Here is a 25,188-nt window from a genome sequence, read left to right as displayed (position 1 = left end):
CGTCACGACTCCGCCGACGAAGCCGCCGACTTCGCCGCCCACGGGTCCGCCGAGCTGGCCTCCGACGGGGCCGCCCACCTCGCCTCCGACGGGTCCGCCGACCTCGCCGCCCACGGGGCCGCCGACGACCACGCCGCCGACGACCACGCCTCCGACGACGCCGCCGACCGGGCCTCCCACGTCGCCGCCCGTCACGACTCCGCCGACGAAGCCGCCGACTTCGCCGCCCACGGGTCCGCCGAGCTGGCCTCCGACGGGGCCGCCCACCTCGCCTCCGACGGGTCCCCCGACCTCGCCGCCCACGGGTCCCCCGACCTGGCCTCCGACGGGCCCGCCCACGACGCCGCCGACCACCCCGCCCACGACACCGCCGCAGCTGCCCCACACCGGCAGCAGTGGTGAGGCCCTGCTGGGCGCCTCGGGTGTCAGCGCCGCGATGATCGTGGCCGGGGCCGTCCTGTACCGACGAGGCAGAGCCGCGTCCCGTCGGTAGGACCGCGCCGGGGGGGGGGGGGGGGCGGCCCCACCGCCCCCCCCCCCCCCCCCTCCCCCCCCCCCCCCTGCCCCCCCCCCCCCCCCCCCCCCCCCCCCCCGAGCCCGCTCCGCGCGCCCTCAGCGGCGTACCGCGCCCACCGCGCTCTGCCCGTCCCGGCTCTCCGGCACCCGGACCGCCCCGGCGGCCGGTGCCTCCTGACGCAGTCTCCTTCGCACTCCCCGCACCAGCGCCCCGGCCGTGTATGTCGCCCCGTGCACGAAGCGCATCGCCGGGCCGTAGCCCGACGCCGTCACCAGTCCGGCCATGAAGAGCCCGGGGTACGACGACTCGAAGTCCCGCCCGATCTGCGGCGCCCCGTCGGCCACCGCGGCCAGGCCCACGCGCAGTTCCTCCGACAGCAGCCCCAGCCGCTCGCGGGTCGCGGTGAACCCCGTTGCCGCGATGACGTGTCCGGTCTCCAGGGCGCGCACCGCACCGGCCCGGTCCCGCACGTCCAGCCGTACGCCCCCCGCCACCGCGCGGGCCGCCGCGACCTCCCGGCCGAGCAGCACCTCGACGCTCCCCTCCACCCGGTCACGCACCCACCAGGCACCCGCGGGCCCCAGCGCGGTGCCCGCGATCCGGGCCCGGGTCGTCTCGGGGAGACGGTGGAAGAGGTTGGGGCGCTCGGCGTAGAACCAGTTGCGCCAGCCGCAGCCGAGACCGCTGTGCGGGGAGCGGACCGACCGCCACCAGGGGCGCTCCCAGGGTGGCGGTACGTCGTTCCAGGACAGTCGGTCCGCGCGGGCCAACACCCTTGTGTGCGTGGCCTGTTCGGCGAGGAGTGCGGCCGTCTCCAGGGCGGCCTGACCGCCGCCGATCACCGTGACGTCCCCGCCGCGGAAGCGGTCGAGCGCGCTGTGGTGGCTGCTGTGCGAGACCAGGGCCGGGTCCAACTCACCGAGGACACCGGGGACTTCGACGAACGGCATGACCCCGACGGCCAGTGCGACCGTGCGGGCGTGCAGGACCTCGCCGTCCTCGGTGACCGTCTCGAAGCCGCCCGGGCAGGGCGCCACCCGGGTCACCGTGCGCTCGTCCACCTCGGGCACGGCGTTGCGGGCGAACCACAGTCCGTACGCGGCGAACATCTCCACCGGGATCGGCTCTCCGTGCCGGGCCGCGACACTCTGCCCCGCGCAGTACCGCTCCAGCGTCCAACGGCCTTGTGGGGAGGAGAGGTTGGACGCCCATGGTTCCGACTTGAGGAACATGCCGCGGGGCATGTGGTCGCGCCAGGACGCCATGGGCCGGCCGAACACCTTCAGACGCAGTCCGGCGGCCGCCGCGTGGGACGCGATCGACAGCCCGTACGGGCCCGCGCCCACCACCAGCAGGTCGTACATCAGCAACTGCTCGCTTTCTCGTCGCCGGGCAGGTCGGAGAGGTTGGCCGGACCGGTCAGTTCGGTGAGGTCGGTGAGGGACGACACGGGGGCGGCCGCCTGGCGGACCACGTGCGCGGCGTCCCCGCGCCCACGCCGCGCGCACAGTCGGCGCGCCCGGTCGAGCAGGCGCCGGGACACATGGCGGCCCCACAGCGTCCACATCGCCCAGCCGGGCCACCGGTCGTCCGCCGCGTGCCACGCGAACTCGCGTCCGGCGGGTGCCGGGCGCAGTGCGGTCAGCGGCGCGTAGTTCTCCACCACGAACGCCCGCCCCGGCAGCGGCACCCCGTCCGGCAGCGTCCGATGGGTCAGGTCCAGGTGCAGCGCGCGTACGACGTCGAGGCCCGCGGAGTCGGCGAAGAGCCGGAACTGTGCGCCGGGCCGCGGGTTGAAGTCCAGCAGGTGGTAGTCCCCCGTGGTGCCGCAGCGCCGGAAGTCGAGGTCGAGGATGCCGCGGTAGCCCAGCGCACCGACGAGGCGTTCGGCGAGCGCTCGCACCCGCGGGTTGGACCGCCAGTGGCCCACCGCGGTCAGGCCGGCAGCGCGCGGCCAGGACTGTTCCTTGACGCCGGAGCCGCCCGCGCGCATCGTGCCGGAGCGGTCGGCGTACCCGTGGAAGAACCAGTCGCCGTCCGGGCCCGGCGGCAGGAACTCCTGGAGCAGCAGCCGGCTGCCCGCCTCCGCCGAGCGCAGATACAGCTCGCGGGCCTGCTGCGGGGACTGCACCACCACCGTGCTGCGCAGCCCGCCCTCCGTCGGCAGCAGCCAGGGCCGGCTCCACTTGGCGACCACCGGCAGCCCCAGCCGCCAGGCCATCGCGGACGCCTGTTCGGCGCTCTCCGGGACCAGCGTCACCGGGTGCGGAACCCCCACCGCCGCGCACACCTCGGCCAGTTCCGCCTTGTCCGCCACCCGCTCGGCCAGCGCCCCTGGCTGTTGCGGCAACAGATAGGAGGGGGCCAGCTCCTCGCGCAGCCCGCCCACCGCGACGGCGCTCGCGTCGTCCATGGGGATCAGCACGGCGGGGTGCGGGATCCGGGCGGCCACCCGGCGCAGCACGGCGGCGATGTCAGAGGCCGAGGCGCCCGGGGGCGGCGGGGGATGCAGCTGCCGTACGAAGCGGGAGCCCCCGACCGGGCTCCCCGTGCAGTCGGCGATCACGTGCACGTCCACGCCCGCCCTGCCGAGCGAGCGCACGGCACCCAGCGTGCCGTGGTGAAAGGGATTCCGGTCGATCCGCAGCAGCACGGCGGGGACTCGGGTGTCGAACAGCGACACGGGCTATTCCTTCGGGTCGGTTCACTCGTGCGGACCATGGCGCCACTCGAAAGCCGTAAGCGAGGTGGCGGAAGTCATATTGATATGACTGAGTGTCAGTTATCTGAAAGGCGCGAGAGTGAGGAAAGGAGCAGGAATGGACTCACAGCATCGACGGACTCGTACCGGACGGCTGGCGTTCATCGCGGTGACAGTGGCCGCGTCGGCCGCCCTGGCGTCGGGTCCGGGTTTCGCCGCGGGGGTGGTGCGGGTCGCCGATCCTCCCGCTCCGACCGCGGTCACGCCCGTCCCCGAACCCCCGCAGGCCCCCACCGTCCCGGTCGGGGCGACGCCCGCACCGGGCATCGTCACACCGGTGGAGCCCGTCCCGCCGGTGGACGTGACGCCGGTGGAACCGGTCACGCCCAAGGACGTCCCCGCCTTCGGCGCCTACCTCGACTACGGCGCCGGCGGCATCTCCCGCATGGCCGAGCTCAGCCGCTGGCTGGGCAACGCCGACCTGCGCGTCGGCCACACCTATCTGCCCGGCGACCGCTGGAGCAACATCGAGGGCAGGCCGGGTTTCCTCGACAGCTGGGCGGATTGGCGCACCGAGCGCGCCGACCGGATGCTCGTCCTCAACGTCCCCATGCTGGAGCGCAACGAGGACAACGTCTCCGACGCCGGGGTCCGTTACCTGCTGCGCCGGGGCGCGGCCGGCCAGTTCGACGCGCACTACCGCACCCTCGCCGAGCGCCTGGTCGAGCTGAACGCTCCGGACACGGTGATCGTGCTCGGCTGGGAGATGAACGGCACCACGTACACCCATCGCTGCGGTCCGGACCCGGTGGCCTGGAAGAAGTACTGGAACAGGATCGTCACCACCATGCGGTCGGTACCGGGCCAGAAATTCAAGTTCGACTTCACCCCGACGCGCGGCCGGGACGCCATTCCGTGGACCCAGTGCTACCCGGGTGACGACACCGTCGACATCGTCGGCATGGATTCCTACGACCAGCCGTCGGGACTCACTTTCGACGAGCAGATCAAAGAGCCCTACGGCCTTCAGGAGCACGTGGATTTCGCGAAGGCCCACGGAAAGCCCATCTCGTATCCCGAATGGGGCCTTTTCCGCAACGGTGACAACGCCGAGTACATGAAGCGCATGCTCGCCTGGATGGACGAGCACAAGCCGCTGTACAACACGCTGACCGACTACTGCCCGCACGGCGTGTGGCAGTGCTCGGCCAACCCCAAGTCGTCCGAGGTCTACCGGTCGGTGCTCTCCGGCCGCACCGGTGAACCGACCACACCCACCACACCCACCACACCCACCACACCCACCACGCCTACGACACCCACGACACCGCCCGTCGAACCCACGAAGCCGCCCACCACGCCCACCACGCCCACGACTCCGCCGAACTGCTCGCCCCTGCAACTGGGCGACTGGGTGGAGTACTGGCTCGGCGGGAAGCTGTGCCTGCGCTTCGACTGGTTCTCGCGCAACCGTTAGCCGCACCGGCCGGTGGCGGCAGGCCCTCTCAGGACCTGCCGCCACCGGCATGTTCCCTCCGCTCCTTCCAGCGCAGCAGCAGTTCCTTGCCCCGCCGCCGCGCGGCCACGTCACAGACGACCGCCGACAGCAGCGGGGCCGTGTGGTTCCGGGCCAGCAACAGCCGCTGGTTGACCACCGGTTCGGGCCGCCAGTGCTGCTTGTACGGCTCGTTGCCGCGCAGCAGGCTCAGCGTGCCGCGACCGCCCTCACGGGTGTGTTCGGTGCACGCGTCGAGCAGCATCACCGCCACGTCCGCCTTCCGCTCCCGCAGCCGCGGATGCGCGCCGTACAGATACCCGCCCGCCAGTCGCCGCGACAGCAGTGTCAGATCCACGGCCACCACGTCGTCGTCGAGCCGGAACTCGGTGACCACCGCGTCCCCGGCACGCACCATCGGCCCGACCGACCGCACCAGGTGGTCGCAGAACCGCGGCCGCAGATGCTCCGACGTCACCTTCCGGCCCTGCCACTGGAGCCGGTGCAGCTCGATGAGCCGCCGCAGCGCCGAGTCCACCTCGTCCGGGCGTACGACATGACGCTCGACCCCGAGCGAGGTCAGCTTGCGCAGTTTGGCGCGCACCCGCTGCTGGGCCTTCGTGGACGGCAGCCGGGCGACCAGCTCGTCCATCGGTACGGCGGGCAGCTCCAGGCACACCGAGTCGCCGACCCGGCGCCGGGGACCGCTCCAGTGGTCGTAGATCCGCTCGGCCGCGCCGCCCGGGCGCACCTCGCGGAAGTCGACCAGCGCGGTGCGGGCGGCCCGGGCGAGGCCCTCGGTGAGCGCGGCCACCGCCTCCTCGCCCCGCTCGTCGTCCAGCAGGACGTCCCCGTAGTCGGAGATCGCCCCGCCCAGCGGCACGAGGGACGGCACCGGGCGGCCCACCCGCATCAGCGGCGCGACGGCGACCAGGTCACCCCCGTGCCGGACCAGCACCAGGCGCAGCCGCCCGGGCCTGCCGTACGACAACCACCAGGAGTGCAGCCAGGCGTGGCTCTGGAACGGGGTCGCGGCCTCGCACCGGCGATACAACTCGGCCCACTCGGGGCCCAGTTCGGTGAAGGCCTGCTCGTCGGTGACGAGCTGGGTCGTGTACGTCACAGCTGTCCGTGGGCTTCGGCGGCCACGGCCGGGGCGGGCACCGACGCCGGGCGGCCCTGGTCCCGGCCGGACCCGGACCGACGCGGCCGGGCCAGCAGCACAAGGCCGCCGAGCAGCCCGCCCGCGCTCGCGCCGACCAGACCCGTCACCGCCGGTGAGGCCGAGGACGGTTCGGTGGGCTTGGTGGCGCGGGCGAACTGCTGGAGCTCGACATTGGTGGCGTTCTTGGTGTCGTTCGCGTGCCGGGTCAGCGCGCGCGAGACCGCGTTGGCCATGTCGGCGGCGACGTCGGGGCGGGCGGCGGTGGCCGTGATGGCGACCATCGGCGCGTCCGGCGAGGTCGCCGCCTGCACGCCCGACTGCAGCGTCTTCACCGACACCCCGGCCCACACCTGGGCGTCGCCGAGCACCGCGACCTGCGTGGCGACCCGGCCGTAGGCCTGCGCGAAGCCCAGGGCTGACGCCGAGTCGGACTTCTCGGTCGGTACGGCGACCACGTATGCCGTGGCCGTGTACGCGGGCGGTTCGGCGAGGCCGTAGGCGCCTCCGAGCAGTCCGCCGGCGAGGACGCCGGCCGCGATCAGCGACCAGGACGGGAGGGCCTTGGCGCGGGCCAGGGCGGTGGGGCGGCGAGGCCCGGTGGTGCGCTCGGTGGTGGAGGTCGTGGAGGTCATGGGGAACTTGCTCCCTGGGGTGACGGGGACACGGAAGGGGCGGCCATGGCGGCCGCGTAGACGTTCATCAGCCGGGCCGCACTGCGGGTGATGCTGTAGTGGTGGGCGGCGTCGGGCGCGGTGCGCGGGCCGGAGTCCTGTGCGCGGGTGGCCGCGACGGCACGGGCGAACGTGCGGGCGTCGCAGGCGACTTGGCGGGCCGCGCCCGTCGTCTCCGGCGGCAGGTCCTCGATCGCCGGGCAGGAGGCGTAGAGCACGGGCAGCCCGGCCGCCAGCGCCTCCACGGCGGCGAGACCGAAGGCCTCCTCGGGGGACGGGGAGGCGAGCAGGTCCATCGCCGAGGTCAGCGAGGGCAGGTCGGGACCGGGGGAGCCGTCGGGGACGTAGGGGCGTTCGCCGGTGAACAGGACCCGGTCGGCCACGCCCGCCTGGTGCGCGGTGCGTCTCAGGAGGTGTTCCTCGGGGCCGCCGCCGACCAGCAACAGGCGGAAGATGTCCGGGAGTTCGGCGAGGGCGCGGATCAGGATGTCGAAGCGCTTGCCGGGGGCGAGGCGTCCGATGCCGCCGATGACGTACGCCGTCTCGGGCAGGCCCAGGAGCCGCCGGGTGTGCAGCCGGCGCGCCGGGTCGAAGCGGAAGCGGTCCAGGTCGATGCCGTTGGGGACGACCTCGATCCGGGGTGCGGGCACGCCCCAGCGACGCAGCCGGTCGGCGACCGTGGGGGAGACGGCGACCGTGGACCGGCCCAGGCGCTCACTGGCGAGGTAGAGACCGCGCACCCCTCTGGTGAGTCTGCGGCCCTCCATCTGCGAGTCGCCCAGGGAGTGTTCGGTGGCGACGATCGCGCGGACCCCCGCGAGCCGCGCGGCGAGACGGCCGTAGACGCAGGCCCGGTAGAGGTGGGTGTGCACCAGGTCGTAGCCGCCGGACCGGATGTGCCGGACCAGGCGGGGCAGGGCGCCCAGGTCCCGGTTCCCGGCCATGCCGAGGTGTGTCACCCGCACGCCGTCGGCGATCAGGCCGTCCGCGACCGGGCCCGGGTTGGTCAGCGTGACGACCTCGCAGTCGACCGGCAAGTGTCCGACCAGCAGCCGCAGTTGCTGCTCGGCACCGCCCACGCCCAGCCCGGTGATGACATGGAGGGCCTTCACCTCAGATCCCCTCGACGGGGCGGCGGCGCAGCCGGTGCAGCCGGTACTTGAGGAAGAGGCGTACGGCGGTGTCGTTCTGCCCGATGTGGACGCGGGGCAGGGCGAGGAGGCTGTTGATCTCGCCGGGGTCGATGGCGCAGGCGTAGCCGTACCCGGCTGCCCGGACGGCGTCGACGACGCGCTGGTCGAGGGTGCCGTACGGGTAGCAGAAGCCGGTGACGGGGGAGTCGGTCAGCTCCTCCAACAGCTTTCTGCTGTCGGCCACTTCGCCGTGCAGCGCGATGTCCTCCGCCGTCGTCAGGTCCACGTGGGTCAGCCCGTGCGAGCCGATCTCGATGCCGGCCGCGGCCGCCTTCCGGATGCCGTCGGCGGTGAGGAGCGGCTTGCGAGGGCCCAGCGGGTCCCAGGCGTTGTCGCCGCCGAGCCTGCCGGGCAGCGCGAAGAGGGTGGCGCCGCAGTCGTGGCGCGTCAGGACGGGCAGGGCGTGGTCGACGAAGTCGGCGTACCCGTCGTCGAAGGTGAGCCCCACCAGGCCGGTGCGGCTGGGTGCGGCGAGGAGCTCGGACACGGAGACGCCCCGCAGGCCGCGGCGGCGCAGCCAGGACAGCTGGCGGTCGAGGCGCTCCGGTGTGACGGTGATGCGGTAGGGATCGTCGGAGCAGTCGCCCACCGAGTGGTACATCGCGATCCACGGGGTGGATTCAGGGGGTGCGGCCATGAGTGAGCCTTCGTGTGACGGAGCGGACGGACCGGACTACGGGTTCGAAGCCCTGGGAGCCCAGAGCCCGGGCGAGGAGGGAGAAGACGACGAGGACGGTCGCCGCGCCGGTGAGCAGGCCGGTCAGGGCGGAGTCGGCCCGGCTCGCGACGAAGGCGCCCGCCAGGGTCGCGACCACGGCCGCCCGTACCGGCCGGCTCAGCTCGGCGAGCACCTGCCGGGTACGGATCGGGACGCTGCGTCGGCGCATCCCGGCGAGCAGCAGGGCGGCCGTGACGGTGATGCCGGAGGCGTTGGCGGCGGCGATCCCGAGGACGCCCCAGGGGCCGACCGTCCAGGCGCCGACCCATGAGGTCACGACGATCCCGGCGGCCATCGCGGAGACCGGGTACCAGGTGGGGCGGCCCGCCGAGAAGTAGGAGCGGACCAGACAGCCGGTCACGGTCTGGCCGAGCAGCCCGAGTGCGTACACCCGCATGACGTCCGCGGTGGCGGCGGTGTCCCGGGCGGTGAACGCGCCCCGCTGGAAGAGGAGTTCGACGATCTGCGGAGCGCAGGCGATCACCGTGGCCGCGCCGAGCAGCACCACGCAGACCGCGAGCGCCAGGTCCCGCTCGACCCGGGTGCGGGCCCGCTCGACGTCACCGTCGGCCAGGGCGCGGGCGACCACCGGGAAGGTGACCGTGCACAGCATCAGCGAGAGGGTCATCGGGATCTGGGCGACCTTCTGCGCGTAGTTCAGGTGCGAGATGGCGCCGGCGGGGAGGGTGGAGGCGAGGAAGCGCTCGATGAGGACCTGGGACTGACGGCACAGCGCGAAGAGCAGCACGGTGGCGACGAGGGCCACGGTCACCGCGCGCTCGGCGCTCTCGACCGGCTCGACCCGGACGGCGGTCCGTCGGCGCCACAACTGCCGTACGAAGGAAGGCAGTTGGATCAATGCCATCAGTCCGCTGCCCACCGCGACCCCGAGTGCCGCGGACCGCACGCCCCAGTGCCCGCCGAGGACGTACATCGCCGCGATGATGCCGGCGTTGTACGCCACGTAGATCGCCGCCGGTGCCACGAAACGGCGGTGAGCGCGCAGGGCCGCGCTGAAGTATCCGGTGAGCCCGAAGCCCAGCACGCACAGCGCGGTCAGACGGGTGCAGTCGACGGCGAGCGCGGGGTCGGGCAGGCCGGGCGCGAGAGCCTCGACGAGCTGTGGGGCGGTGCCGACGATCAGCGCGGACACGGCGACGAAGGCGAGCGAGAGGCGGGGCAGGGTCGTCGCGACCAGCGAGCGGACCGGGTCGCCGGGAGCGCCCTGGGCCCGGCGCGCCAGCGCCAGACTGAACGCCGGGATCAGCGCGAAGGCCAGCCCGTCCTCGATCAGCAGCGTGGACGCGAACTCCGGCACGGTCCACGCGACGAGGAACGCGTCGGTCTCGCTGCCGGCTCCGAAGAGCCGCGCCAGGGCCTGGTCGCGGAGCAGTCCGAGGAGGGCGCCGGCGATGGAGAGCACCGCGGTGACCAGGGTGGCCTTGGCGAGGAACCCCCGCGAGACGGGGGCGAGTTCGGTGTCGGCGGAGCGGGCGGGGGGAACGGTGGGGGCAGCCATGGCACCGCCTCCCCGGGCGGTCGCGTGGGCTCGTCCGGGCGGGGTTCCGAGGGCCGGGCCCTGGACGGTTCCGTAGGTCGAGGTGGTGCGGCCCCTCGCGGACGGCCCCGAAGCCCGCGGCTCCCGTGGCCGCGTCACCCTCATCGGGCCGCGGCCTTCTCGGCCGGCTCGCGTACCGGGGCCTCGGGCCCGGCCTGCTCCTCGGTGTCGTCCGAGCCCAGCGCCCACCACGCCGCCAGCCCGAAGCACACCGCCGTCAGCACCGTCGAGGGCCCGCCGATGTCGGCGTACGCGAAGTCCGTCAACTGCCAGACCAGCAGCCCGCAGGCGACCAGCGCGCAGTCGAGACCCGGGCCCGCCCGGCGGACCCGGACCAGTCCGCGCAGACCGCACACCAGCAGGGCCAGCCAGCCGCCCGCCAGCGCCAGCAGCCCGATCAGGCCCTGTTCGGCGAGGACCAGCAGGTACATGTTGTGCGGGGACAGCAGTGGCTGCTTGCGGAACCCGGAGCCCGCGCCCTCCGTGTCGCTGCCCGCGGACAGCGACAGCGCGGCGTGCGCGTCCCGGTGCTCCGGGAAGCCCTTCAACCCCACGCCGGTCAAAGGGTGTTCGCGCCACATCCCGACGGCCGCCGCCCACATCGTGTACCGGTCGGTGACGGACTGGTCGGGCGCGTCGGTGACCTGCGTGATGCTGTCGACCCGCTCCTGGAGCATCGCCGAACCGACCCCGAAGCCGCCGACGAGCACCACGCCCAGGGCGGCCACCACCGCCCCCACCTTCAGGGCCCGCCCGAGACCGGCCAGCACCAGCTGCACGACGATCGTCACCACGGTGGCGATCCACGCGCCCCGGCTGAAGGACAACGCCAGCGGAACCAGCAGCGCCAGAGCGCAGGCGGCGGCAACTGCCCGCTGCCGTACCGGAGTCCGCCCCAGCGTCAGCCCCACCGCGCACACCAGACCGAACGACACGACGGTCGCCATGCCCATCACGTCCTGCGCCCCGAAGGTGCCGACCGCCCGGATCTCCTCGCCCTGGTAGGAGGCACCGGTCCCGGTCAGGAACTGGTGGACCCCGATCGCCCCCTGCCACAGCGCGAGACCCACGAACGCCCAGGCCAGCAGCCGGAAGTCACCCCGGCCGCGGATCAGCAGCAGCACGGCCGCCGGGACCAGCACGAAGATCTGCAGATAGCGGCCCATGCCGGTCAGCCCGGCGCCCGCCGAGGACGCGCCCACCGCGGCGACGGCCAGCCCGATCACCGGCAGCCCCAGCAGCACGGCGGCCGTACCCGACAGCGGGCGCCGCCGCTCCCGTACGAGCCGCAGCACGCAGTACAGCACCACCAGCGCGGAGACCGCGTCGGCCGGGCCCGCGCCGCCCTCGCCGCCGGGGCCGATGGGCAGCGCGAGGAGGCCGATCACCACCAACACCGGCAGAACCGGAGGCAGTTCGCGGACTCGGGGCAGGGTCAGGGCGTGGGTCATGGGCGGCTCGGCTCCCCGTCGAACGCGTGGGTCATGGCGGCTCAGCTCCCCGTCGGACGCACGAGCGAGGCCGCGGTGCGCAGCAGGATGCAGATGTCCTGCCACAGCGACCAGTTGTCGATGTAGGCGTTGTCGAAGCGGGCCCGGTCCTCGATGGAGGTGTCGCCGCGCAGCCCGTTGATCTGGGCGAGACCGGTGATGCCGGTCCGCATCCGGTGCCGGGCCGCGTAACCGGGGTAGGTCTGGCTGAACTTGCCGACGAAGTAAGGGCGTTCGGGGCGCGGACCGACCAGGCTCATGTCGCCCCAGAAGACGTTCCACAGCTGGAGCAGCTCGTCCAGAGAGGTCGTGCGCAGGAAGCGGCAGAACCACGACATCCGGATCTCGTTCGCCACGCTCCACCGGGTCGCGGCCTCGTGCTCGTCGACCGGGCGGTGGGTGCGGAACTTCAGCAGCGTGAACGGCTTGCCGTCCTTGCCGATGCGCTCCTGCCGGAACACCACACCCCGGCCGTCGGTCAGCCGCAGCACCACCGCGCACACCGCCAGCAGCGGACTGACCAGCAGGAGCAGGGTCCCGGACACGGCCACGTCCAGCGCCCGCTTGCCGGCGCTGCCACGCCGACGTCCGCCCATGTCCAGCCGGCGGCAGGAGAAACCGGCGAGCTGGTGCCGCGTCGCGTACGACGGCGAGTCCGCGTCCACCTCCCACACCGCGCAGCCCGACTCCGCGAGCGCCCGCAGCAGCGGCCCCTGTTCGGACCGTACGGAGGGATGGACGGCGAGGACGTCCCGTACGCCGTTCTGGATGAGGGCGCGCTGGACCTCCTCGCCCGTCGTCAGTACGGGCAGCCCCTCGGTGCCGTCCTGCTGGTCGGCCACCACGCCCACCGGCCGGACCCCGCAGCGCGGATGCCGCAGCACGGCGGCGGCCACGCGCTGCGCGGTGCCCGCCGGGCCGACCACAAGGGCGGCACGCGGGCGGGCCAGCCGGGCCGTGCGGCGGCGCCAGTGCACGGTGCCGCGGCCCGCGCAGGCCACCACCGACTGGATCAGGAAGCCGCCGGCGAGCGTGCCGGCGCCGAGGGCCAGGTCCGGGTCGTAGGCGGCGACGAGCGCCGCGACCGCGAGCCACGCCACCGCGATCCGGCCGCAGACGGTGGGCAGTTCGTCGAGGATTCCCGGCACGGGCCCGGACAGCTGAGGGCGCAGCAGTATCGACGCGGCGACCAGCAGGGCCGCGAGCATCGGATGGCGCAGTGCCTCGGCCATCGCGGAGGCGCCGATCAGGGCGGCGAAGGTGTCGGCCGCGAGCAGCGGCACCGGCGAGGCGGGCCGGGCCGGAGGCCTGCGCAACGGGAACCGGAAGCCGGTGGTGGTGCCGCGTGGCGGCATGAGCGAGACGGGCGAGAATCGCAGATTCCGTGGCTGCCCGCCGGGCGAGGGGACGGTACTTTCCGCGGTCACGAGTGGATGGACTCCCTGTACTCGGTGGGCGCGAGGCGCCCTGCGAACTCGCCGCCGAGGAGCTCGCGGTACACGTCCGCCACCGCCCCGGCCGTGTGCCGTACGTCGTGTGTGGCCAGGACGTGCCGACGCCCCTGGTGGCCGATCGACTCGCGCATGAGCGGGTCGAGCAGCAGATCGCTGACGGCGCGCGCGAGGGCGGCCGGATCGCCTGGCGGTACGAGGCAGCGCGGGGCGAGACCCGGCGGCAGGCTCTCCCGGGCGCCGTCGACGTCCGTCACCACCACCGGCCGCCCGCACGCCATCGCCTCCAGCGGCGCCAGCGCCATGCCCTCCCAGCGCGAGGGCAGGACGACCAGATCGGCGGCCTGGTACCAGGGCACGCTGTCGGCGACGGCACCCGCGAACACCACGGACCGCGGCGACCTGTCCCTGAGGGCGGCGGCGTCCGGCCCGTCACCGACGAGCACGAGCCGCGCCCCGGGCACCCGCGCCAGGATGGCTTCCCAGGCACGCAGCAGCACGTCCTGGCCCTTCTGCCGGCACAGCCGCCCCACGCACATCACGAGCGGGGCCGCCGGATCGACATCGGGCAGCAGCGACGCGCGAACGGTGTCGACGGCGGCGGGATGGAAGCGCTCGGGCTCGATGCCGTTGGGGATCACGCTCCAGCGGCCGGCGATCCCGGCGCGCACGCCGGTCGCGCGCTCCGCGTCGCTCACACACACCACCCGGTGCGCCCAGCGCGCCCCCTCCCGCTCCCACCGCAGCGCGAGCGCCGAGGTGAGTCCGCCGACCGCCTCGAAGGACCAGGCGTGCGGCTGGAACACCGTCGGGATCCGTCCCCGCACCGCGAGCCGGCCCGCGAGCCCGGCCTTCGCGCTGTGCGCGTGCACCAGATCGGGCCGCACCCGGCCGACCACGTGGGAGAGCTGCCGTACCTCCCGAAGGAGCGCGGGACCCGGTGAGCGGGCCGCCTCCCAGTGGCGTACGTCGGCACCGAGCGCGCGGAGCGTCGGCGTGAGCGGGCCGTCGGGGCAGGCGACCGTGACGTGCAGGCCCGCCGCGAGCTGGGCCCGCGCCAGGTCCGTCACCACCCGGGCGACCCCGCCGTCCACCGGCTGGGTGAGGTGCAGGACCCGTGGCCGGGGGTCGGTGCCTGACTGGTGCATGCGCGGTTTCCTCGCTCACGGGTGGTGCTCAAGAGGGGCAGGAACGCGCCTCACTTGCGGGCATCGACGGCGGCGAAGAGCACACCGGTCCACGCCGCGTCGCGCTGGGAAACGAGCCGGAAGGCCAGCTGGTCACCACCGGGCCCGAGCGCCTTGCCGAGATCGAACACATCCGAGTCGTAGCCGAGGGTGTTCGAGTACGAGGGCTCACGCCGCGCAGGGGCAGGTCCGGGCTCACTGATGGTCGAATTCAGTACGTCCGTACGGGGGTTGGCGGTGTCGGTGAGGGGTCCCCCCGGTCGGCCGCCCGTCGAAAGAGTGAACGAGTCACCCGTGTGGCCGCGGTCGCCGTCGTACGCGACGAGACCGACGCGGCCCGTGGCCCCCTTCGGGAAGGGCACCCGGACCGTGGCCCCGACGCCGGTGGCGGCCGGTGTGTCGAACCCGTCCCAGAGCGTGAGGTGTCTGAGGGGCTCGCGCGGGTTCTCGTACGCCGCCACGAGCGTCCATCCGCCCCAGGCGCCGGCGGCCGACCTGCCCATCGCCACGTTGACCTGGGCCACCGTGTACAGGCCCGAACCGCTCTCCCGCACCAGCTTCGTGACGTCCGCCGAGGCCTGGAAGGCGTCCGCGCCCCGCGCCACCCGGTGACCCACGAGCGTGTCGGCGAGGACCTCCTTGTACTGGCCGCCCGGCTCGGCGACGAGCACCCGCCCGTTGTCCTTCGGCGGCTTCTGCTCGCCCACCTTGAGGTTGCCGCCCCAGTAAAGGCGCGCGTACGTCACCCGGGAGCCCGCGGGCAGCCGGACCTCGGCACGGGAGGAGTTGTAGGTGTTCGGGTCACTGTCGACGTCCACGTAGAACATGTCGAAGTCCCCGTTGACGGCCCGGCCCGCACGGGCGGCGGAGCAGCCGGCCACCGTCGTACGGCAGCTGATCGAGGTGTTGGCCGCGCGGACCATGCCGCCGTGCTGGAGCGCGTGGTGGCGCTCGGCGAACGGGATGCGCGGCCCCTCCGGGGCGGGCGGCGCGGCGGCTACGGCGAGGAGGGCCAGGGAGACCGCCAGGGTGCGACGCAGCAGCGGACCCGGGGATTTACGCATGACCGGCGTTGCCCTTCCGGAAAGTACGGCCCCCATGGGTGCGATGCGCTGCCCATAAGGGTGTTTCAGGAGGTCCGCAACACTAGCCGCTATCCGTATTAATCGGCTGAAAGGCGACAAGTGTGTCGGAACGGCGGAGTCGCGGCTCTCGTGAGATCACCCCATTGGGGGCACAACCCACGGGCGCGTCGCGCGTTGACACAGCGCCGGGCATCCCCGCCCGGTTGTGTGTGTCAACCCCAAGGAGCACCTCCCCATGTCGCGTATTGCGAAGGGCCTGGCCCTGACGACTGTTGCTGCCGCCGCCGTTGCGGGCAGCGCCGGGCTCGCCGCCGCCGACGCCGGCGCGCAGGCCGCCGCCGCCCACTCCCCGGGTGTGCTGTCGGGCAACGTCGTCCAGGTTCCGGTTCACGTCCCGGTCAACGTCTGCGGCAACACCGTCAACGTGATCGGCCTGCTGAACCCCGCGTTCGGCAACACCTGCGTCAACGACTGACGTCGGCGCCGTCCCCTTTGCCGGCCGGGCTCCCGTGACTCCATCACGGGAGCCCGGCCGGTTCTCGTTTCCCCTTCTCCTGGCCCGTTGCCCCGAATGGGGGCCGGGTCCCTGGTGCGGTCGGCTGCGCTTGACATGGCCCTCACCAGGGGGAACGCCAGGTTGACGCGGCGAGCGCGATCGCGTTGTGTATGCGCTCGGTTGCAGAGCGCGGTGGGCGCTTTCACGGTGGGAACAAGATTCCTCGTGCTCGAAAGGAACACCCATGCGTGGTCTGCCCGTCCGGCGTATCGCCTCCTCCGCCCTCTGCGGCGCCCTTCTGCTGGGGCTCGCCGGACCGGCCGCGGCGGCGGCCGAGACCGAAACGGCTCGGGCGCGCGTCCAGGCCGCCTCCCGGGTGCCCGTTCCCGGCGCGGACGGGCTCCTCGCCCAGGTCCAGGGTCTCGGCAACCTCGGCGCGGTGCTCACACCGGTCACCGATCTGCTCAACGCCGTGCTGAAGGCCGACAGCGGCCAGCTCTCGCCCGAGGAGGCGACCAAGCTCGGTGGCGCCGTGAAGGACGCCATCGCCAAGGTCTCGGCCGCGGCCCCGGCGGTACCGGCGGTACCGGCGGCCCCGGCGGTGCCGGTGACCCCGCCTGCCGCGCCCACCGGCACGCTGCCGACGAGTTCCCTGCCGACGAGTTCGCTCCCGGTGCTTCCCTCGCTCACGAAGAGCGTCGACGACTCCAAGGCTTCGGCGGCTTCGGTGGCTTCATCGGCTTCGGTGGCTTCGTCCGCGAAGCTTCCGGCCGACCTCGTCGCCGACGCGCTGGCCGCCCTCCAGAAGGCGGTCGACACGCTGCTCGCGGCTGTCACCTCCGGGGACGTCACACAGGTCGTCCCGGCGGTCACGGGCGTGCTGACCGGGCTGGTCAACGTCCTCGCCGCCACGCTCCTGGGCGGGAAGCTGCCGCTCCCCAACCTGCCCGGGCTGCCGGCGCTGCCGACTCTGCCCACCCTGCCGACGAGCTCGCTCCCGACGACTTCGCTGCCGACCGGTTCGCTCCCGACAGGTTCGCTCCCGGCATCGGGGCTGCTGCCCGCGTCGTAAGGCGTGCGTGTTCGAACCGTCCCGTTGCGCCGGCCCTTTCCGGGGGCCGGTGCAACGGCTTTTTCATGAAAGCCCAATTACTGCGCGCGGGGTTTCCGTATCGGGCAGAGATCGTTGGGCACGGCGTCCGAATTCGCTCTGGTGACGTGAGTTGCCGACAGAAAGGAACCCGATGAAGTCCCTGAAGGCCGCCGCCGTAGTTGCCGGTTCCCTGGCCCTCGCCGGTGCCGCCGCGCCCGCGTTCGCCTACGACACCGCCGACCTCACGCCCACCAGCCTCAACGGCGCCGTGAACACGCTCACCAGCGGTCGGCTCGAGCCCGGCGACGCGATGCCGCTGCAGCACCAGTCGGACGCGCTCGACACCGAGAACAAGGACTCCGTGCTCAACACCGTGAAGGGCGCGACCACCACCCTGAACTCAGGCGGTCTTCTCGGTGGTCTTCCGCTGCAGAGCTGACATTCCACTCGCGCTGTCAGGGCCGGTGTCACACCGCAAGGGACCGGTCCTGTCAGCCTGTTCGACGCGCTTCCCTCGTTCGTGTGGAGCGGGCGCGGGCTATCGCCCGGTCGGGTGAGAAGGCGGTCGTAGGCCTTCCGGTGCGTCGATAAGGTCGCGCGGTGACCTCAACCTCAAGCGAAACCCGACCCTTCCACGCCCCCGACCTGGGCACGCTGGTCGTGATGGCCTGGAGCGGCGAAGCTCCCGACGGCGACATGCCCTACCTCCTCGCCTACTCCCTCGGCGACGGCGCGGCCGGCCCGGAGGGCTCGACGGCCGCCGTCGAGGCACTGCTGGAGAACAACGACCTGCCCGTCGGCGGCGACCTCGTCGACGGCAAGGCGCGGCCCAGCCTCCCGGTCAGCCTGCTCGTCGAGTCCGGTACCGCCGTCGTCAGCATGCCGGGCTTCAACGCCCAGTGCGTCCCGCCGCCGGAGTGGCTCGCGGCGGTCGACGAACGCGGGTTCTGCTACTTCGTGTTCACCACCCGCCCCTGGCCCGAGGCCGAGCCGGGCAAGCCCGTCGACCCCGAGGCGCTGGCCGCCTTCGCGGGTGCCGAGGAGACGCTGAACGAGGCGGCGCACATCGTGCTGACGCCCCGCAGCCTGCGCGGCTGATGGAGCGCACCGCAGGCGGCGGTCGCGGATTCGCCGCACTGCTGGTGATCACGGGGACCGCCGGACTGTGGGCCGCCTGGGTGATCACCCTCGACAAGTTCAAGCTGTTCCAGGACCCGGACTTCACCCCGGGCTGCAGTCTGAACCCGGTGGTGTCCTGCGGCAGCGTCATGCGGAGCGACCAGGCCTCGGCCTTCGGGTTCCCCACCCCGATGCTGGGCCTGGCCGCCACGATCGTCATGTTCTGGTGCGTGACGTCGTTCACCGTGAGCGGTGGGTTCCTGCCCGCGCCGGACGGGTCGACGACGTTCCTCGCCGAATTCGCCTGGGTGCCACCGCTGTTGCACGTCGGGATCGTCAGGATGCCGATCCTGACGGGCTGGTGGGACTTCTGGACGAGCTGATTGCCGTACGTCTGATTACTGCGGCAGACGGGGGAATCTTGTACTGGTCGCAGGCCCGGAATCGTTACGGGAGAAGGACGTTGAGCTTGCCCCTTCCCGCTTCCCGATTCCCGAAAGGCACCGTACCTGAGATGAAGTCGACCACCCGAGGAACCATTGCCGCCGTCATCACGGGCGTAGCGGCCGCGGTGGGCGCCGCGGCCCCCGCCGTCGCGGTGGGCACGGTTCCGGTCCCCGTGCCGCTGGAGGGCGTCGAGAACTCCCTCAACATGCAGCTGCCGAAGCTCGGTGCCGAGCTTCCGCTGCTGACGCCCGGCGCGCCCGAGGGCCCGCAGTACGTCGAGGGCCGGCTCATCCCCGAGCGGGTCCTGCCCCAGGTGCCGGTCGGCGGCGCGCTGCCCGGCGCGGGCCTGCACGCCCCGCTGCCGCACCTCCTCGGCGACGACTTCGACCACGTCGGCGTCGCGGCTCCCGCCTCCGACCTGCGGACCCTGGCCCCCGGCCTGGACGTGGACGCCCCGCTCACCGCGCCCAACCCCGACAACTACGGACTCCCGGACGCCAAGCTCCCCCAGGTGGGCATCCTGGCCCCGGTCCTCCAGACGGTCCCGGGCGCGGACCTCGTGACGGGGCCCGGCCTGTAGCACCGACCTGATCGGCGGGCCCGGGCGTCTCTGCCCGGGCCCGCCGGTTTTCGCGGCCCTTCGACGGTGACCGAGAGGGGGGTGCGGCGGTTACCGGTACGGAAAACCGAACCGGAGGAGCAGCGATGGTCGTGAGTGTCGGCGGAGCAGCGGTGGGGCCGGAGCCCCGGGGAGCGGCACGGCAGAGAGGCGGGCCCGCCCGGGTGAGCCGGCGGGGCCTGCTGCTCGGGCTGTTCGGGCCGGTGGCCGTCGCCGCGGCGTTCGTCCCGGTCGTCGCGGCCACCCGCGCGATCCGCGCCGCCGAACCGCCCGCGGACATCGTCTTCGACGAGACCTACCGAGGCCGCCGCATCCGCGGCATCAGGACCTCCGCCACCTCCGCGGGCCGCGTCCTCGGCGACGCCCGGTGGCACGTCACCGTCGACGGACGGGCCCTGCATCTGATGCGCCGCGCCGACGGGACCTGGCTGAGCATGGTCGACCACTACCGGTCGTACGCCACACCGCTCGACGCCGCCCGCGCCGCCGTCGACGAGCTCGGTCCCGGGCGGGAACTGCGTGACGGAGAACAGGAACACATGGGGGGAGACCATGGCGTACACGCGTAAGGACGTCAGCACACTGACCGCCGGCGAGAAGCGGCGGTTCGTGAAGGCGATGCTGGAGGTGAAACGACGCGGTGAGTACGACCAGTTCGTGCGCACCCACATCGAGTACTACAACTCCGACGGCGAGGAAGGCCTGCGTACGGCCCACATGGCGCCCTCCTTCCTGCCCTGGCACCGGCGCTTCCTGCTGGACCTGGAGCGGGCGCTGCGCCGGGTCGACTCGTCGGTGACCATGCCGTACTGGGACTGGACCCGCGACCGTACGACGACGTCGGCGCCCTGGACCAAGGACCTCCTCGGCGGCAACGGACGGCGCTCGGACCGGCAGGTGATGACCGGGCCGTTCGCCTTCGCGAGCGGCAACTGGACCCTCAAGGAGGGCGTCACCGACGGGGAGTTCCTCACCCGGGACCTCGGACGGGCGAGCGCTCCCCTGGCCCTGCCGACGAAGAGCGAGCTGGAGGGGGCGCTCGCCGACCCCGTCTACGACGTCTCGCCCTGGGACTCGACGGTGACCAAGGGGTTCCGCAACAAGCTGGAGGGGTGGGGGAACGGGCGGGGCAGTGCCGCCTGGCGCAACCACAACCGGGTGCACCGCTGGGTCGGCGGGGCCATGGTCGGCGGCGCGTCCGTCAACGACCCCGTCTTCTGGATGCACCATGCCTTCATCGACCTGTGCTGGTACCGCTGGCAGCGCCGGCACCGCGGCGCCCGCTATCTGCCGGCCAGGCCGCCCGGCCCGGCGAGCGACCAGCACGAGCGGATCGTGGCACGCAACGAGAAGCTGCCCCCGTGGGACGTGACGCCGGATCAGCTGGAGGACGTCAGCGGGATCTACCGGTACGCCTGATCCCTCCCGCCGACACTGCGGACACGGCAGCGGACATGGCCGCGGATATGGCTGCGGACATGGCAGAAGCCCCGGCGCTCGAGGTGCCGGGGCTTCCGTGTCGCGTACGGACGGTCAGTTGCCGTAGCCGTAGCCGCCGTGTCCACCCGGGCCGGGGTTGCCCTGGTGACCGCTCTGGTTGAGGCAGGTGTTGCCGAAGGCCGGGTTCAGCAGGCCGATCACGTCGACGGTGTTCCCGCACACGTTGACCGGGATGTGAACCGGGACCTGGACGAGGTTGCCGGACAGGACGCCGGGCGAACCGACGGCCTCGCCCTGGGCGCCCGCGTCCGCCAGCGCCAGGCCGGCGCCGCCGATGACCACGGCACCGGTGCCGAGGGCGACAACCGCTGCCTTCGCGATGCGAGACATCACGTTCTCCTTTTGACTCGGGGGGTGCGGCGGCAGGACACGCCGTCGCACTCCCCCTTCAACGCGCTCACTCACTCCTGGTAACGGCGTTCATGTGGGGATCACCCTTTTTGAACAGGAGGCCCGGCTCCCGCTCTCGCGTGCGAGGGAAATTCGCTCGGACCGGTGGGGGGTGCTCCACTAGCCTCCGGACATGGCTACCGACACCGAACCGGCCGACCAAGTGATCCGTCTGTTCGCCGAGGAGAAGCGGGTGCGGGCCTTCGCCGCGGTCGCCCTGGGCGCCGACAGCCCCGCGGCGGTCGCCCGGGCGGCCGGACTGTCCGCGCGGGAGACCGCCGTGGCGCTGCACCGGCTGGGCGAGCAGGGCGTGGTGGCGGAGGGGGCGGACGGGGCCCTGGGCGTGGCGTACGGCCTGTTCAGGGAGTACGCGCGGGACACGGCGCGGCAGGCCGACACGGGCCCGGCTTCGGGAGAACCGGTACTGCGGACCTTCGTACGGCACGGGCGGCTTGTACGGCTGCCCGCCCAGTGGAACCGCAAGAAGCTCGTCCTGGAGCACATCGCCGAGCAGACCTTCGAGCCTGGCGTCGAGTACCCGGAGCGGATCGTCAACGAGAAGCTGCGGGCGTGGTGCGAGGACACCGACGAGATCGACCATGTGACGCTGCGGCGGTACCTGGTGGATCTGGGCCATCTGCGGCGGAGCGAGGGCATCTACCGCCGACCCCTTTCAGGGGAGCCGTCGGACGGGTGAACCCGCCAGGTACGCCTGGATGTTCTCGACGGCCTGGCCGTAGTACGTCGTGTAGTTGGCCCGCGACACATAGCCGAGGTGCGGAGTGGCAAGCAGCCGCGGGGCCGTGCGCATCGGGTGGCCGGCGGGCAGGGGCTCGGTGTCGAAGACGTCGACGCCCGCGCCCGCGATACGGCCCTCGTGCAGGGCGGCGAGGAGCGCGTCCTGGTCGACGATCGCCGCGCGCGAGGTGTTGACCAGGTAGGCGGTGGGCTTGAGAAGGGCGAGTTCGGCGGGCCCCAGCAGGCCTCGGGTGCGGTCGCCCAGAGCGAGGTGGACGGAGACGAAGTCGCTGTCCACGAGCAGTTCTTGCAAGGACCCGGCCCGGTGTACGCCCACCTCCTCGGCGCGCTCCTCGGTGAGGTTCCGGCTCCACGCGCTCACCTCCATGCCGAAGGCGAGCCCGACCCGCGCCACCGGGCCGCCGACCTTTCCGAGGCCGAGCAGTCCGAGCCGGCGGCCGTGCAGGTCGGCGCCGACGGTGGACTGCCAGGGGCCTTCCGCACGCAGGGCGTTGCTCTCCTCGACGATCCCGCGCGCCAGGCCCAGCAGCAGCGCCCAGGTCAGCTCGACCGGAGGGGTGGAGGAGCTTCCCGTACCGCAGACGGTCACGCCGTGCGCCTCGGCGGCCGCGTAGTCGATGACGGTGTTGCGCATGCCGGAGGCGATGAGCAGCTTCAGCCGGGGCAGCCGGGCGATGAGGGAGGCGGGGAACGGCACGCGTTCGCGCAGGGTGACCACGATGTCGGCGTCGGCGAGCGCGGCGGCCAGAGCGTCCTCGGCGGCGAAGTGGGTGTCGTAGGAGACGACTTCGACCCGGTCCGCGAGCACCGACCAGTCCGCGAGCTCGGTCGCCACGCGCTGGAAGTCGTCGAGTACGGCACACCGCAGACGCATGTCGGTCCCTTCCCTCGCCCGGACCCGGCTGGGTCCGGCCCGGATGATCGACTCTACGCCGCGGCACTGTCAGTGGCGCTCGCGCGTGATCCCGGCCGCCCTGGCGGGAGGCTGGTGCGGGGCAGAGGGAAGCGGGGCGTGCCGAAGCGGACACCGTGGACGAAACGTGAGGGTGACTGCCGGGTTCGTACGGTGGCCGACGATCATTTCGGCCAACTTTGCCGCCGTGTGGCGCCCCCGGCAGGACTCGAACCTGCGGCCAAGCGCTTAGAAGGCGCTCAGGCGGTCATGAGGGTCGGCTCGTCTGAACAGCCCGTATCGGGTTCTGACGACGCTCACACGGCCTTCTTCGACACGCATTCGACAGAGGAAGGTTCAGCGTCCGAGCCCCACGGAGGAGCTTGCACGGCATCATCCTGCACATGGATGCTGGCATAGCAGCCGTGCTTGGCGCGGCCGTGGGAACCCTGGGAACGGTCGCGACAGGTTGGACCTCGCGTTCTGTGGCCACGATGCAGATGCGGGTCGATTCCCTGCGTGAACGTAGGGAGCCTCGCCGGTCTTCGTATGAGGCCTTTGCCTCAGCCGCCGTAGCTCTCCACGATCATCTTGAGCCGTGGATCACGTTCGGGCGCCTCCTCGAACGCAAGACGCCGGCAGGCACTCAGCCCTGGGACGGTGTGGTCTACGTGAACCAGCGGAGCTTTAAGGACGGCTACGTGGTGCGCGCGGTCGAACTGGCGGATGAGGTCAGCCGCTATGGACGCCACGTGATTCTTGACGGGCCAGCGGACCTTGAGCCTTCTGTGACCAAGGTGATCGAGTTGGCTGGTGCCCTCGTTTCCCTCTTCAGGATCATGCAGACTCTGCACCAAGTGGCGGATGCCGAAGGAAGATCGGCAACGGCTTACAACACTTCGCAGCTTCCGGACCAGCTCAAGTTGCTGGAGCAGGGCGTTCGGACGTTTCTCCTGCAAGCGGGTGCGGCACTGGATGACTAGATCGACTCGGCGGCCTTCGAGGCGCTACGGGAACAGTTCTCCGGGCTTTGAGTGGCAAACGAACAACATCATCCGCAGCGGTGTCTGAGCCAGGTGTCATCGCTTTGGTGTCACTACGCAGGAACGCGCATCATGTGGGTACCCAGCGTCCCCCCTTCGATGATCTACGGTAAAACGGATTCCTGGAACGCAGACCAAGGGACTCCACATGTGGCTGCATGAATTAGGCGTCGCCTGCATCAAAACGATTCCGACACTAGTGACCGGCATCACAGTGGCATTCTTAGGCTACTACGTCGGCCGCAGAATCCAAAACAACTGGGATGAGATTCGGAGGCGCCGCGACCTGGAATTAGACGCTCTCGCTAAATTCTACGAATGTTATGGCGAGTTTTTCGCCATATGGAAGATTTGGAGCGTCATCAAAGATGCCAGATACGCAAATCCGGAAAAGAGTGTCACCTGGGAGCTTCTAGAGCGGGCGGCGAAGGCAGAGGGTGCCTTCGAGTCGCTGCTTGTGAAGCTGACGATTGAGCGGACCCTAGAACCTGACGAGATCGAGGCGCTGGCTCGCTTCCGGCAAGGTTATCAAAGCCTGCGAGAAGCGATTCGCGAGAACAGAGAACTCCCTTGGCGAGCCAACCCTGTGCATAAAGAGAAATATGAAGAGTATGCAAAATTCAAGGAGTTTGCCGCGCTGTTCGCCAGCTTGATATCAGAGCGCGGTGACGCACTACCAAGCAGATCAGCAGCAATCAAGGCACTGCACGGCGCAACCCGCGTCACGGACCTTCCCAAGCCCTGGTGGAAAGATACCGATGAGTCCGGCAGCGCTAAAGCTACACGCTAGCGCAAGCGGCTCCGGAGGCCTCTTCGGGCCCGCGGGAAAGCCCAGGTCATGGCCCGTTTGAGTTCTAACAGGAGATGACTGGTCCACGGATAGTCCACAACTTCCACCGGCGGCAGCCTATGGTCTTGTGTGGTTCTCAGCGCTCAGGCGGCCCTTCCTCTTCGCGCTCCGAGGGCTCAGCCTCCGGGCTTGATTCGATAGCCTCCTGGGCTCTCGGTGCGATTTCGCCTCTGTACGGATCGATTTGCGGAAGGGGCTTGGTGATCGAATCGCTCAGCTTTCGATTAAGCTCCAACCTAGCCTGGTCTCGTTCCTTTGGGTCCTCAATGGCCGCAAGGTTTTCTGTGAGGAGTGCCCGATTCCTCTCCCGCTCGTGTGCTTCCAGGTTCAGGCGCGCACTATCCATAGCGAAGGCTTCGGCGCGATTGGCATTTCGGACGATAAGTTGACCAACTGAAGCAAGCGCCCCTCCAGACAATGCCGTATAGAGGAACTCGGCAGAGTCCGCATGCCCAGAGACTCCCATCACCAGGGCAGCCGTGAGGGCGATGACCGAAACGAGATGGAGGTAGAACGAGAGCCAAACGCTCTGTCGAAGGCTGGTGCGTGAGATTTGACCAATGGCGCGAGGGTCGGGGATGGAGAGCGCCCCTCCGATTACCGGGATAGCTGAGGCGGCGAAGACCGCCAGCTCGACCGATTCAGGGTCTTGTCCGAAAGTCTGTGCTAGATAGGTGAGAGACAACGACGTTGCTCCCTGCGGAGAGAAGGTTCGCTTTAGGGTCCGAATGTACCCGCGCCGGACGGTT

General features: G+C 71.6%; 28 protein-coding genes. 14 read left to right on the top strand and 14 right to left on the bottom strand.

What is annotated here, in order from left to right; all coding sequences use genetic code 11:
* A partial coding sequence (locus ACZ48Z_RS18290) for a hypothetical protein (protein WP_468736889.1) occupies window positions 1-402 on the top strand: 402 nt, incomplete at its 5' end.
* Entirely contained in the window at window positions 377-493 is a 117-nt protein-coding gene (locus tag ACZ48Z_RS18285; RefSeq protein ID WP_468736886.1) for an LPXTG cell wall anchor domain-containing protein, read from the top strand. The genes ACZ48Z_RS18290 and ACZ48Z_RS18285, both read left to right, overlap by 26 nt.
* Window positions 494-612: 119 nt before the next feature.
* Here ACZ48Z_RS18285 and ACZ48Z_RS18280 read toward each other — a convergent pair whose 3' ends face one another.
* Together ACZ48Z_RS18280 and ACZ48Z_RS18275 are read right to left on the bottom strand one after the other, a co-directional pair.
* A complete protein-coding gene (locus tag ACZ48Z_RS18280) occupies window positions 613-1,881 on the bottom strand; it encodes an NAD(P)-binding domain-containing protein (protein WP_468736859.1) in 1,269 nt (422 codons plus the stop codon).
* Window positions 1,881-3,200, bottom strand: coding sequence for a carboxylate--amine ligase (locus ACZ48Z_RS18275; RefSeq protein WP_468736858.1), 1,320 nt, complete (start codon window positions 3,198-3,200; stop codon window positions 1,881-1,883). Before ACZ48Z_RS18275 ends, ACZ48Z_RS18280 begins: the two co-directional genes overlap by 1 nt.
* 136 nt (window positions 3,201-3,336) lie before the next feature.
* On the opposite strand from ACZ48Z_RS18275, the gene ACZ48Z_RS18270 reads away from it, so the two are divergent.
* A complete protein-coding gene (locus tag ACZ48Z_RS18270) occupies window positions 3,337-4,695 on the top strand; it encodes a glycoside hydrolase family 26 protein (protein WP_468736857.1) in 1,359 nt (452 codons plus the stop codon).
* 28 nt (window positions 4,696-4,723) lie between these two features.
* Here the strand turns inward: ACZ48Z_RS18270 and ACZ48Z_RS18265 are convergent, their stop codons facing one another.
* From ACZ48Z_RS18265 to ACZ48Z_RS18225, 9 genes are all read right to left on the bottom strand, one after another.
* On the bottom strand, window positions 4,724-5,836 hold the full coding sequence (locus ACZ48Z_RS18265) for a GNAT family N-acetyltransferase (RefSeq protein ID WP_468736856.1): 1,113 nt from the start codon (window positions 5,834-5,836) through the stop codon (window positions 4,724-4,726).
* On the bottom strand, window positions 5,833-6,510 hold the full coding sequence (locus tag ACZ48Z_RS18260) for a YveK family protein (protein ID WP_468736855.1): 678 nt from the start codon (window positions 6,508-6,510) through the stop codon (window positions 5,833-5,835). Before ACZ48Z_RS18260 ends, ACZ48Z_RS18265 begins: the two co-directional genes overlap by 4 nt.
* Window positions 6,507-7,661: a glycosyltransferase gene (locus ACZ48Z_RS18255; protein ID WP_468736854.1), complete on the bottom strand. Its 1,155-nt coding sequence runs from the start codon at window positions 7,659-7,661 to the stop codon at window positions 6,507-6,509. Before ACZ48Z_RS18255 ends, ACZ48Z_RS18260 begins: the two co-directional genes overlap by 4 nt.
* A 1-nt stretch (window position 7,662) precedes the next feature.
* Window positions 7,663-8,379 (bottom strand): polysaccharide deacetylase family protein, encoded by a 717-nt coding sequence (locus tag ACZ48Z_RS18250; protein WP_468736853.1) that lies wholly within the window; start codon window positions 8,377-8,379, stop codon window positions 7,663-7,665.
* Window positions 8,363-9,979 carry a murein biosynthesis integral membrane protein MurJ gene (murJ, locus tag ACZ48Z_RS18245; protein ID WP_468736852.1) on the bottom strand — a complete coding sequence of 539 codons (1,617 nt, stop codon included), beginning with the start codon at window positions 9,977-9,979 and terminating at the stop codon, window positions 8,363-8,365. The genes ACZ48Z_RS18250 and murJ overlap by 17 nt, the downstream gene beginning before the upstream one ends.
* A gap of 140 nt (window positions 9,980-10,119) precedes the next feature.
* Window positions 10,120-11,469, bottom strand: a complete 1,350-nt coding sequence (locus ACZ48Z_RS18240) for an O-antigen ligase family protein (RefSeq protein WP_468736851.1) — start codon at window positions 11,467-11,469, stop codon at window positions 10,120-10,122.
* Window positions 11,470-11,510: 41 nt separating this feature from the next.
* Window positions 11,511-12,935, bottom strand: coding sequence for an exopolysaccharide biosynthesis polyprenyl glycosylphosphotransferase (locus tag ACZ48Z_RS18235; RefSeq protein ID WP_468736850.1), 1,425 nt, complete (start codon window positions 12,933-12,935; stop codon window positions 11,511-11,513).
* Complete coding sequence (locus tag ACZ48Z_RS18230) at window positions 12,932-14,107, bottom strand: glycosyltransferase family 4 protein (protein WP_468736849.1); 1,176 nt, start codon at window positions 14,105-14,107, stop codon at window positions 12,932-12,934. Before ACZ48Z_RS18230 ends, ACZ48Z_RS18235 begins: the two co-directional genes overlap by 4 nt.
* Before the next feature lie 50 nt (window positions 14,108-14,157).
* Window positions 14,158-15,210, bottom strand: a complete 1,053-nt coding sequence (locus tag ACZ48Z_RS18225) for a DUF3344 domain-containing protein (protein ID WP_468736848.1) — start codon at window positions 15,208-15,210, stop codon at window positions 14,158-14,160.
* 256 nt (window positions 15,211-15,466) lie between these two features.
* Between ACZ48Z_RS18225 and chpG the strand changes: the two genes are divergently transcribed.
* From chpG to ACZ48Z_RS18185, 8 genes are all read left to right on the top strand, one after another.
* Window positions 15,467-15,706, top strand: a complete 240-nt coding sequence (gene chpG, locus ACZ48Z_RS18220; protein ID WP_468736847.1) for a chaplin ChpG — start codon at window positions 15,467-15,469, stop codon at window positions 15,704-15,706.
* A gap of 265 nt (window positions 15,707-15,971) precedes the next feature.
* Window positions 15,972-16,799 (top strand): hypothetical protein, encoded by an 828-nt coding sequence (locus ACZ48Z_RS18215; RefSeq protein ID WP_468736846.1) that lies wholly within the window; start codon window positions 15,972-15,974, stop codon window positions 16,797-16,799.
* A gap of 172 nt (window positions 16,800-16,971) precedes the next feature.
* Window positions 16,972-17,259, top strand: a complete 288-nt coding sequence (locus tag ACZ48Z_RS18210) for a hypothetical protein (protein WP_328747594.1) — start codon at window positions 16,972-16,974, stop codon at window positions 17,257-17,259.
* 161 nt (window positions 17,260-17,420) lie between these two features.
* On the top strand, window positions 17,421-17,918 hold the full coding sequence (locus ACZ48Z_RS18205) for a DUF5949 family protein (RefSeq protein WP_468736845.1): 498 nt from the start codon (window positions 17,421-17,423) through the stop codon (window positions 17,916-17,918).
* Window positions 17,918-18,322 carry a vitamin K epoxide reductase family protein gene (locus ACZ48Z_RS18200; RefSeq protein ID WP_468736844.1) on the top strand — a complete coding sequence of 135 codons (405 nt, stop codon included), beginning with the start codon at window positions 17,918-17,920 and terminating at the stop codon, window positions 18,320-18,322. Before ACZ48Z_RS18205 ends, ACZ48Z_RS18200 begins: the two co-directional genes overlap by 1 nt.
* Before the next feature lie 131 nt (window positions 18,323-18,453).
* Window positions 18,454-18,966, top strand: a complete 513-nt coding sequence (locus tag ACZ48Z_RS18195) for a hypothetical protein (RefSeq protein WP_468736843.1) — start codon at window positions 18,454-18,456, stop codon at window positions 18,964-18,966.
* 125 nt (window positions 18,967-19,091) lie between these two features.
* Window positions 19,092-19,574, top strand: a complete 483-nt coding sequence (locus ACZ48Z_RS18190) for a tyrosinase family oxidase copper chaperone (RefSeq protein WP_468736842.1) — start codon at window positions 19,092-19,094, stop codon at window positions 19,572-19,574.
* The gene (locus ACZ48Z_RS18185) at window positions 19,558-20,424 is read left to right on the top strand and encodes a tyrosinase family protein (protein WP_468736841.1); all 867 of its coding nucleotides are present in this window, start codon (window positions 19,558-19,560) and stop codon (window positions 20,422-20,424) included. Before ACZ48Z_RS18190 ends, ACZ48Z_RS18185 begins: the two co-directional genes overlap by 17 nt.
* Window positions 20,425-20,538: 114 nt before the next feature.
* On the opposite strand, the gene ACZ48Z_RS18180 is transcribed toward ACZ48Z_RS18185, so the two are convergent.
* Complete coding sequence (locus ACZ48Z_RS18180; protein ID WP_468736840.1) at window positions 20,539-20,835, bottom strand: chaplin; 297 nt, start codon at window positions 20,833-20,835, stop codon at window positions 20,539-20,541.
* A 193-nt stretch (window positions 20,836-21,028) separates the two neighbouring features.
* Here ACZ48Z_RS18180 and ACZ48Z_RS18175 point away from each other — a divergent pair, with 193 nt between their 5' ends.
* Entirely contained in the window at window positions 21,029-21,592 is a 564-nt protein-coding gene (locus ACZ48Z_RS18175) for a DUF2087 domain-containing protein (protein WP_468736839.1), read from the top strand.
* Here the strand turns inward: ACZ48Z_RS18175 and ACZ48Z_RS18170 are convergent.
* Window positions 21,569-22,528 carry a D-2-hydroxyacid dehydrogenase family protein gene (locus ACZ48Z_RS18170; RefSeq protein WP_468736838.1) on the bottom strand — a complete coding sequence of 320 codons (960 nt, stop codon included), beginning with the start codon at window positions 22,526-22,528 and terminating at the stop codon, window positions 21,569-21,571. The two genes, ACZ48Z_RS18175 and ACZ48Z_RS18170, sit on opposite strands and share 24 nt — an antisense overlap.
* A 401-nt stretch (window positions 22,529-22,929) precedes the next feature.
* Between ACZ48Z_RS18170 and ACZ48Z_RS18165 the strand changes: the two genes are divergently transcribed.
* Window positions 22,930-23,529, top strand: coding sequence for a hypothetical protein (locus ACZ48Z_RS18165; RefSeq protein WP_468736837.1), 600 nt, complete (start codon window positions 22,930-22,932; stop codon window positions 23,527-23,529).
* A gap of 208 nt (window positions 23,530-23,737) precedes the next feature.
* Window positions 23,738-24,379, top strand: a complete 642-nt coding sequence (locus tag ACZ48Z_RS18160) for a hypothetical protein (protein ID WP_466278982.1) — start codon at window positions 23,738-23,740, stop codon at window positions 24,377-24,379.
* 136 nt (window positions 24,380-24,515) lie between these two features.
* On the opposite strand, the gene ACZ48Z_RS18155 is transcribed toward ACZ48Z_RS18160, so the two are convergent.
* Window positions 24,516-25,124 carry a hypothetical protein gene (locus tag ACZ48Z_RS18155; RefSeq protein ID WP_468736836.1) on the bottom strand — a complete coding sequence of 203 codons (609 nt, stop codon included), beginning with the start codon at window positions 25,122-25,124 and terminating at the stop codon, window positions 24,516-24,518.
* Window positions 25,125-25,188 lie beyond the last annotated feature (64 nt).

Source organism: Streptomyces sp. NPDC031225, assembly GCF_055570355.1.
This window is presented reverse-complemented; position numbering and strand designations above follow the sequence as displayed.

Coding starts and splice junctions, on each gene's coding strand:
- ACZ48Z_RS18280 (WP_468736859.1), bottom strand. CDS start 1,881: ATGTACGACCTGCTGGTGGTGGGCGCGGGCCCGTACGGGCTGTCGATC.
- ACZ48Z_RS18270 (WP_468736857.1), top strand. CDS start 3,337: ATGGACTCACAGCATCGACGGACTCGTACCGGACGGCTGGCGTTCATC.
- ACZ48Z_RS18260 (WP_468736855.1), bottom strand. CDS start 6,510: ATGACCTCCACGACCTCCACCACCGAGCGCACCACCGGGCCTCGCCGC.
- ACZ48Z_RS18250 (WP_468736853.1), bottom strand. CDS start 8,379: ATGGCCGCACCCCCTGAATCCACCCCGTGGATCGCGATGTACCACTCG.
- murJ (WP_468736852.1), bottom strand. CDS start 9,979: ATGGCTGCCCCCACCGTTCCCCCCGCCCGCTCCGCCGACACCGAACTC.
- ACZ48Z_RS18240 (WP_468736851.1), bottom strand. CDS start 11,469: ATGACCCACGCCCTGACCCTGCCCCGAGTCCGCGAACTGCCTCCGGTT.
- ACZ48Z_RS18230 (WP_468736849.1), bottom strand. CDS start 14,107: ATGCACCAGTCAGGCACCGACCCCCGGCCACGGGTCCTGCACCTCACC.
- ACZ48Z_RS18225 (WP_468736848.1), bottom strand. CDS start 15,210: ATGCGTAAATCCCCGGGTCCGCTGCTGCGTCGCACCCTGGCGGTCTCC.
- chpG (WP_468736847.1), top strand. CDS start 15,467: ATGTCGCGTATTGCGAAGGGCCTGGCCCTGACGACTGTTGCTGCCGCC.
- ACZ48Z_RS18215 (WP_468736846.1), top strand. CDS start 15,972: ATGCGTGGTCTGCCCGTCCGGCGTATCGCCTCCTCCGCCCTCTGCGGC.
- ACZ48Z_RS18210 (WP_328747594.1), top strand. CDS start 16,972: ATGAAGTCCCTGAAGGCCGCCGCCGTAGTTGCCGGTTCCCTGGCCCTC.
- ACZ48Z_RS18200 (WP_468736844.1), top strand. CDS start 17,918: ATGGAGCGCACCGCAGGCGGCGGTCGCGGATTCGCCGCACTGCTGGTG.
- ACZ48Z_RS18195 (WP_468736843.1), top strand. CDS start 18,454: ATGAAGTCGACCACCCGAGGAACCATTGCCGCCGTCATCACGGGCGTA.
- ACZ48Z_RS18190 (WP_468736842.1), top strand. CDS start 19,092: ATGGTCGTGAGTGTCGGCGGAGCAGCGGTGGGGCCGGAGCCCCGGGGA.
- ACZ48Z_RS18185 (WP_468736841.1), top strand. CDS start 19,558: ATGGCGTACACGCGTAAGGACGTCAGCACACTGACCGCCGGCGAGAAG.
- ACZ48Z_RS18180 (WP_468736840.1), bottom strand. CDS start 20,835: ATGTCTCGCATCGCGAAGGCAGCGGTTGTCGCCCTCGGCACCGGTGCC.
- ACZ48Z_RS18175 (WP_468736839.1), top strand. CDS start 21,029: ATGGCTACCGACACCGAACCGGCCGACCAAGTGATCCGTCTGTTCGCC.
- ACZ48Z_RS18170 (WP_468736838.1), bottom strand. CDS start 22,528: ATGCGTCTGCGGTGTGCCGTACTCGACGACTTCCAGCGCGTGGCGACC.
- ACZ48Z_RS18160 (WP_466278982.1), top strand. CDS start 23,738: ATGTGGCTGCATGAATTAGGCGTCGCCTGCATCAAAACGATTCCGACA.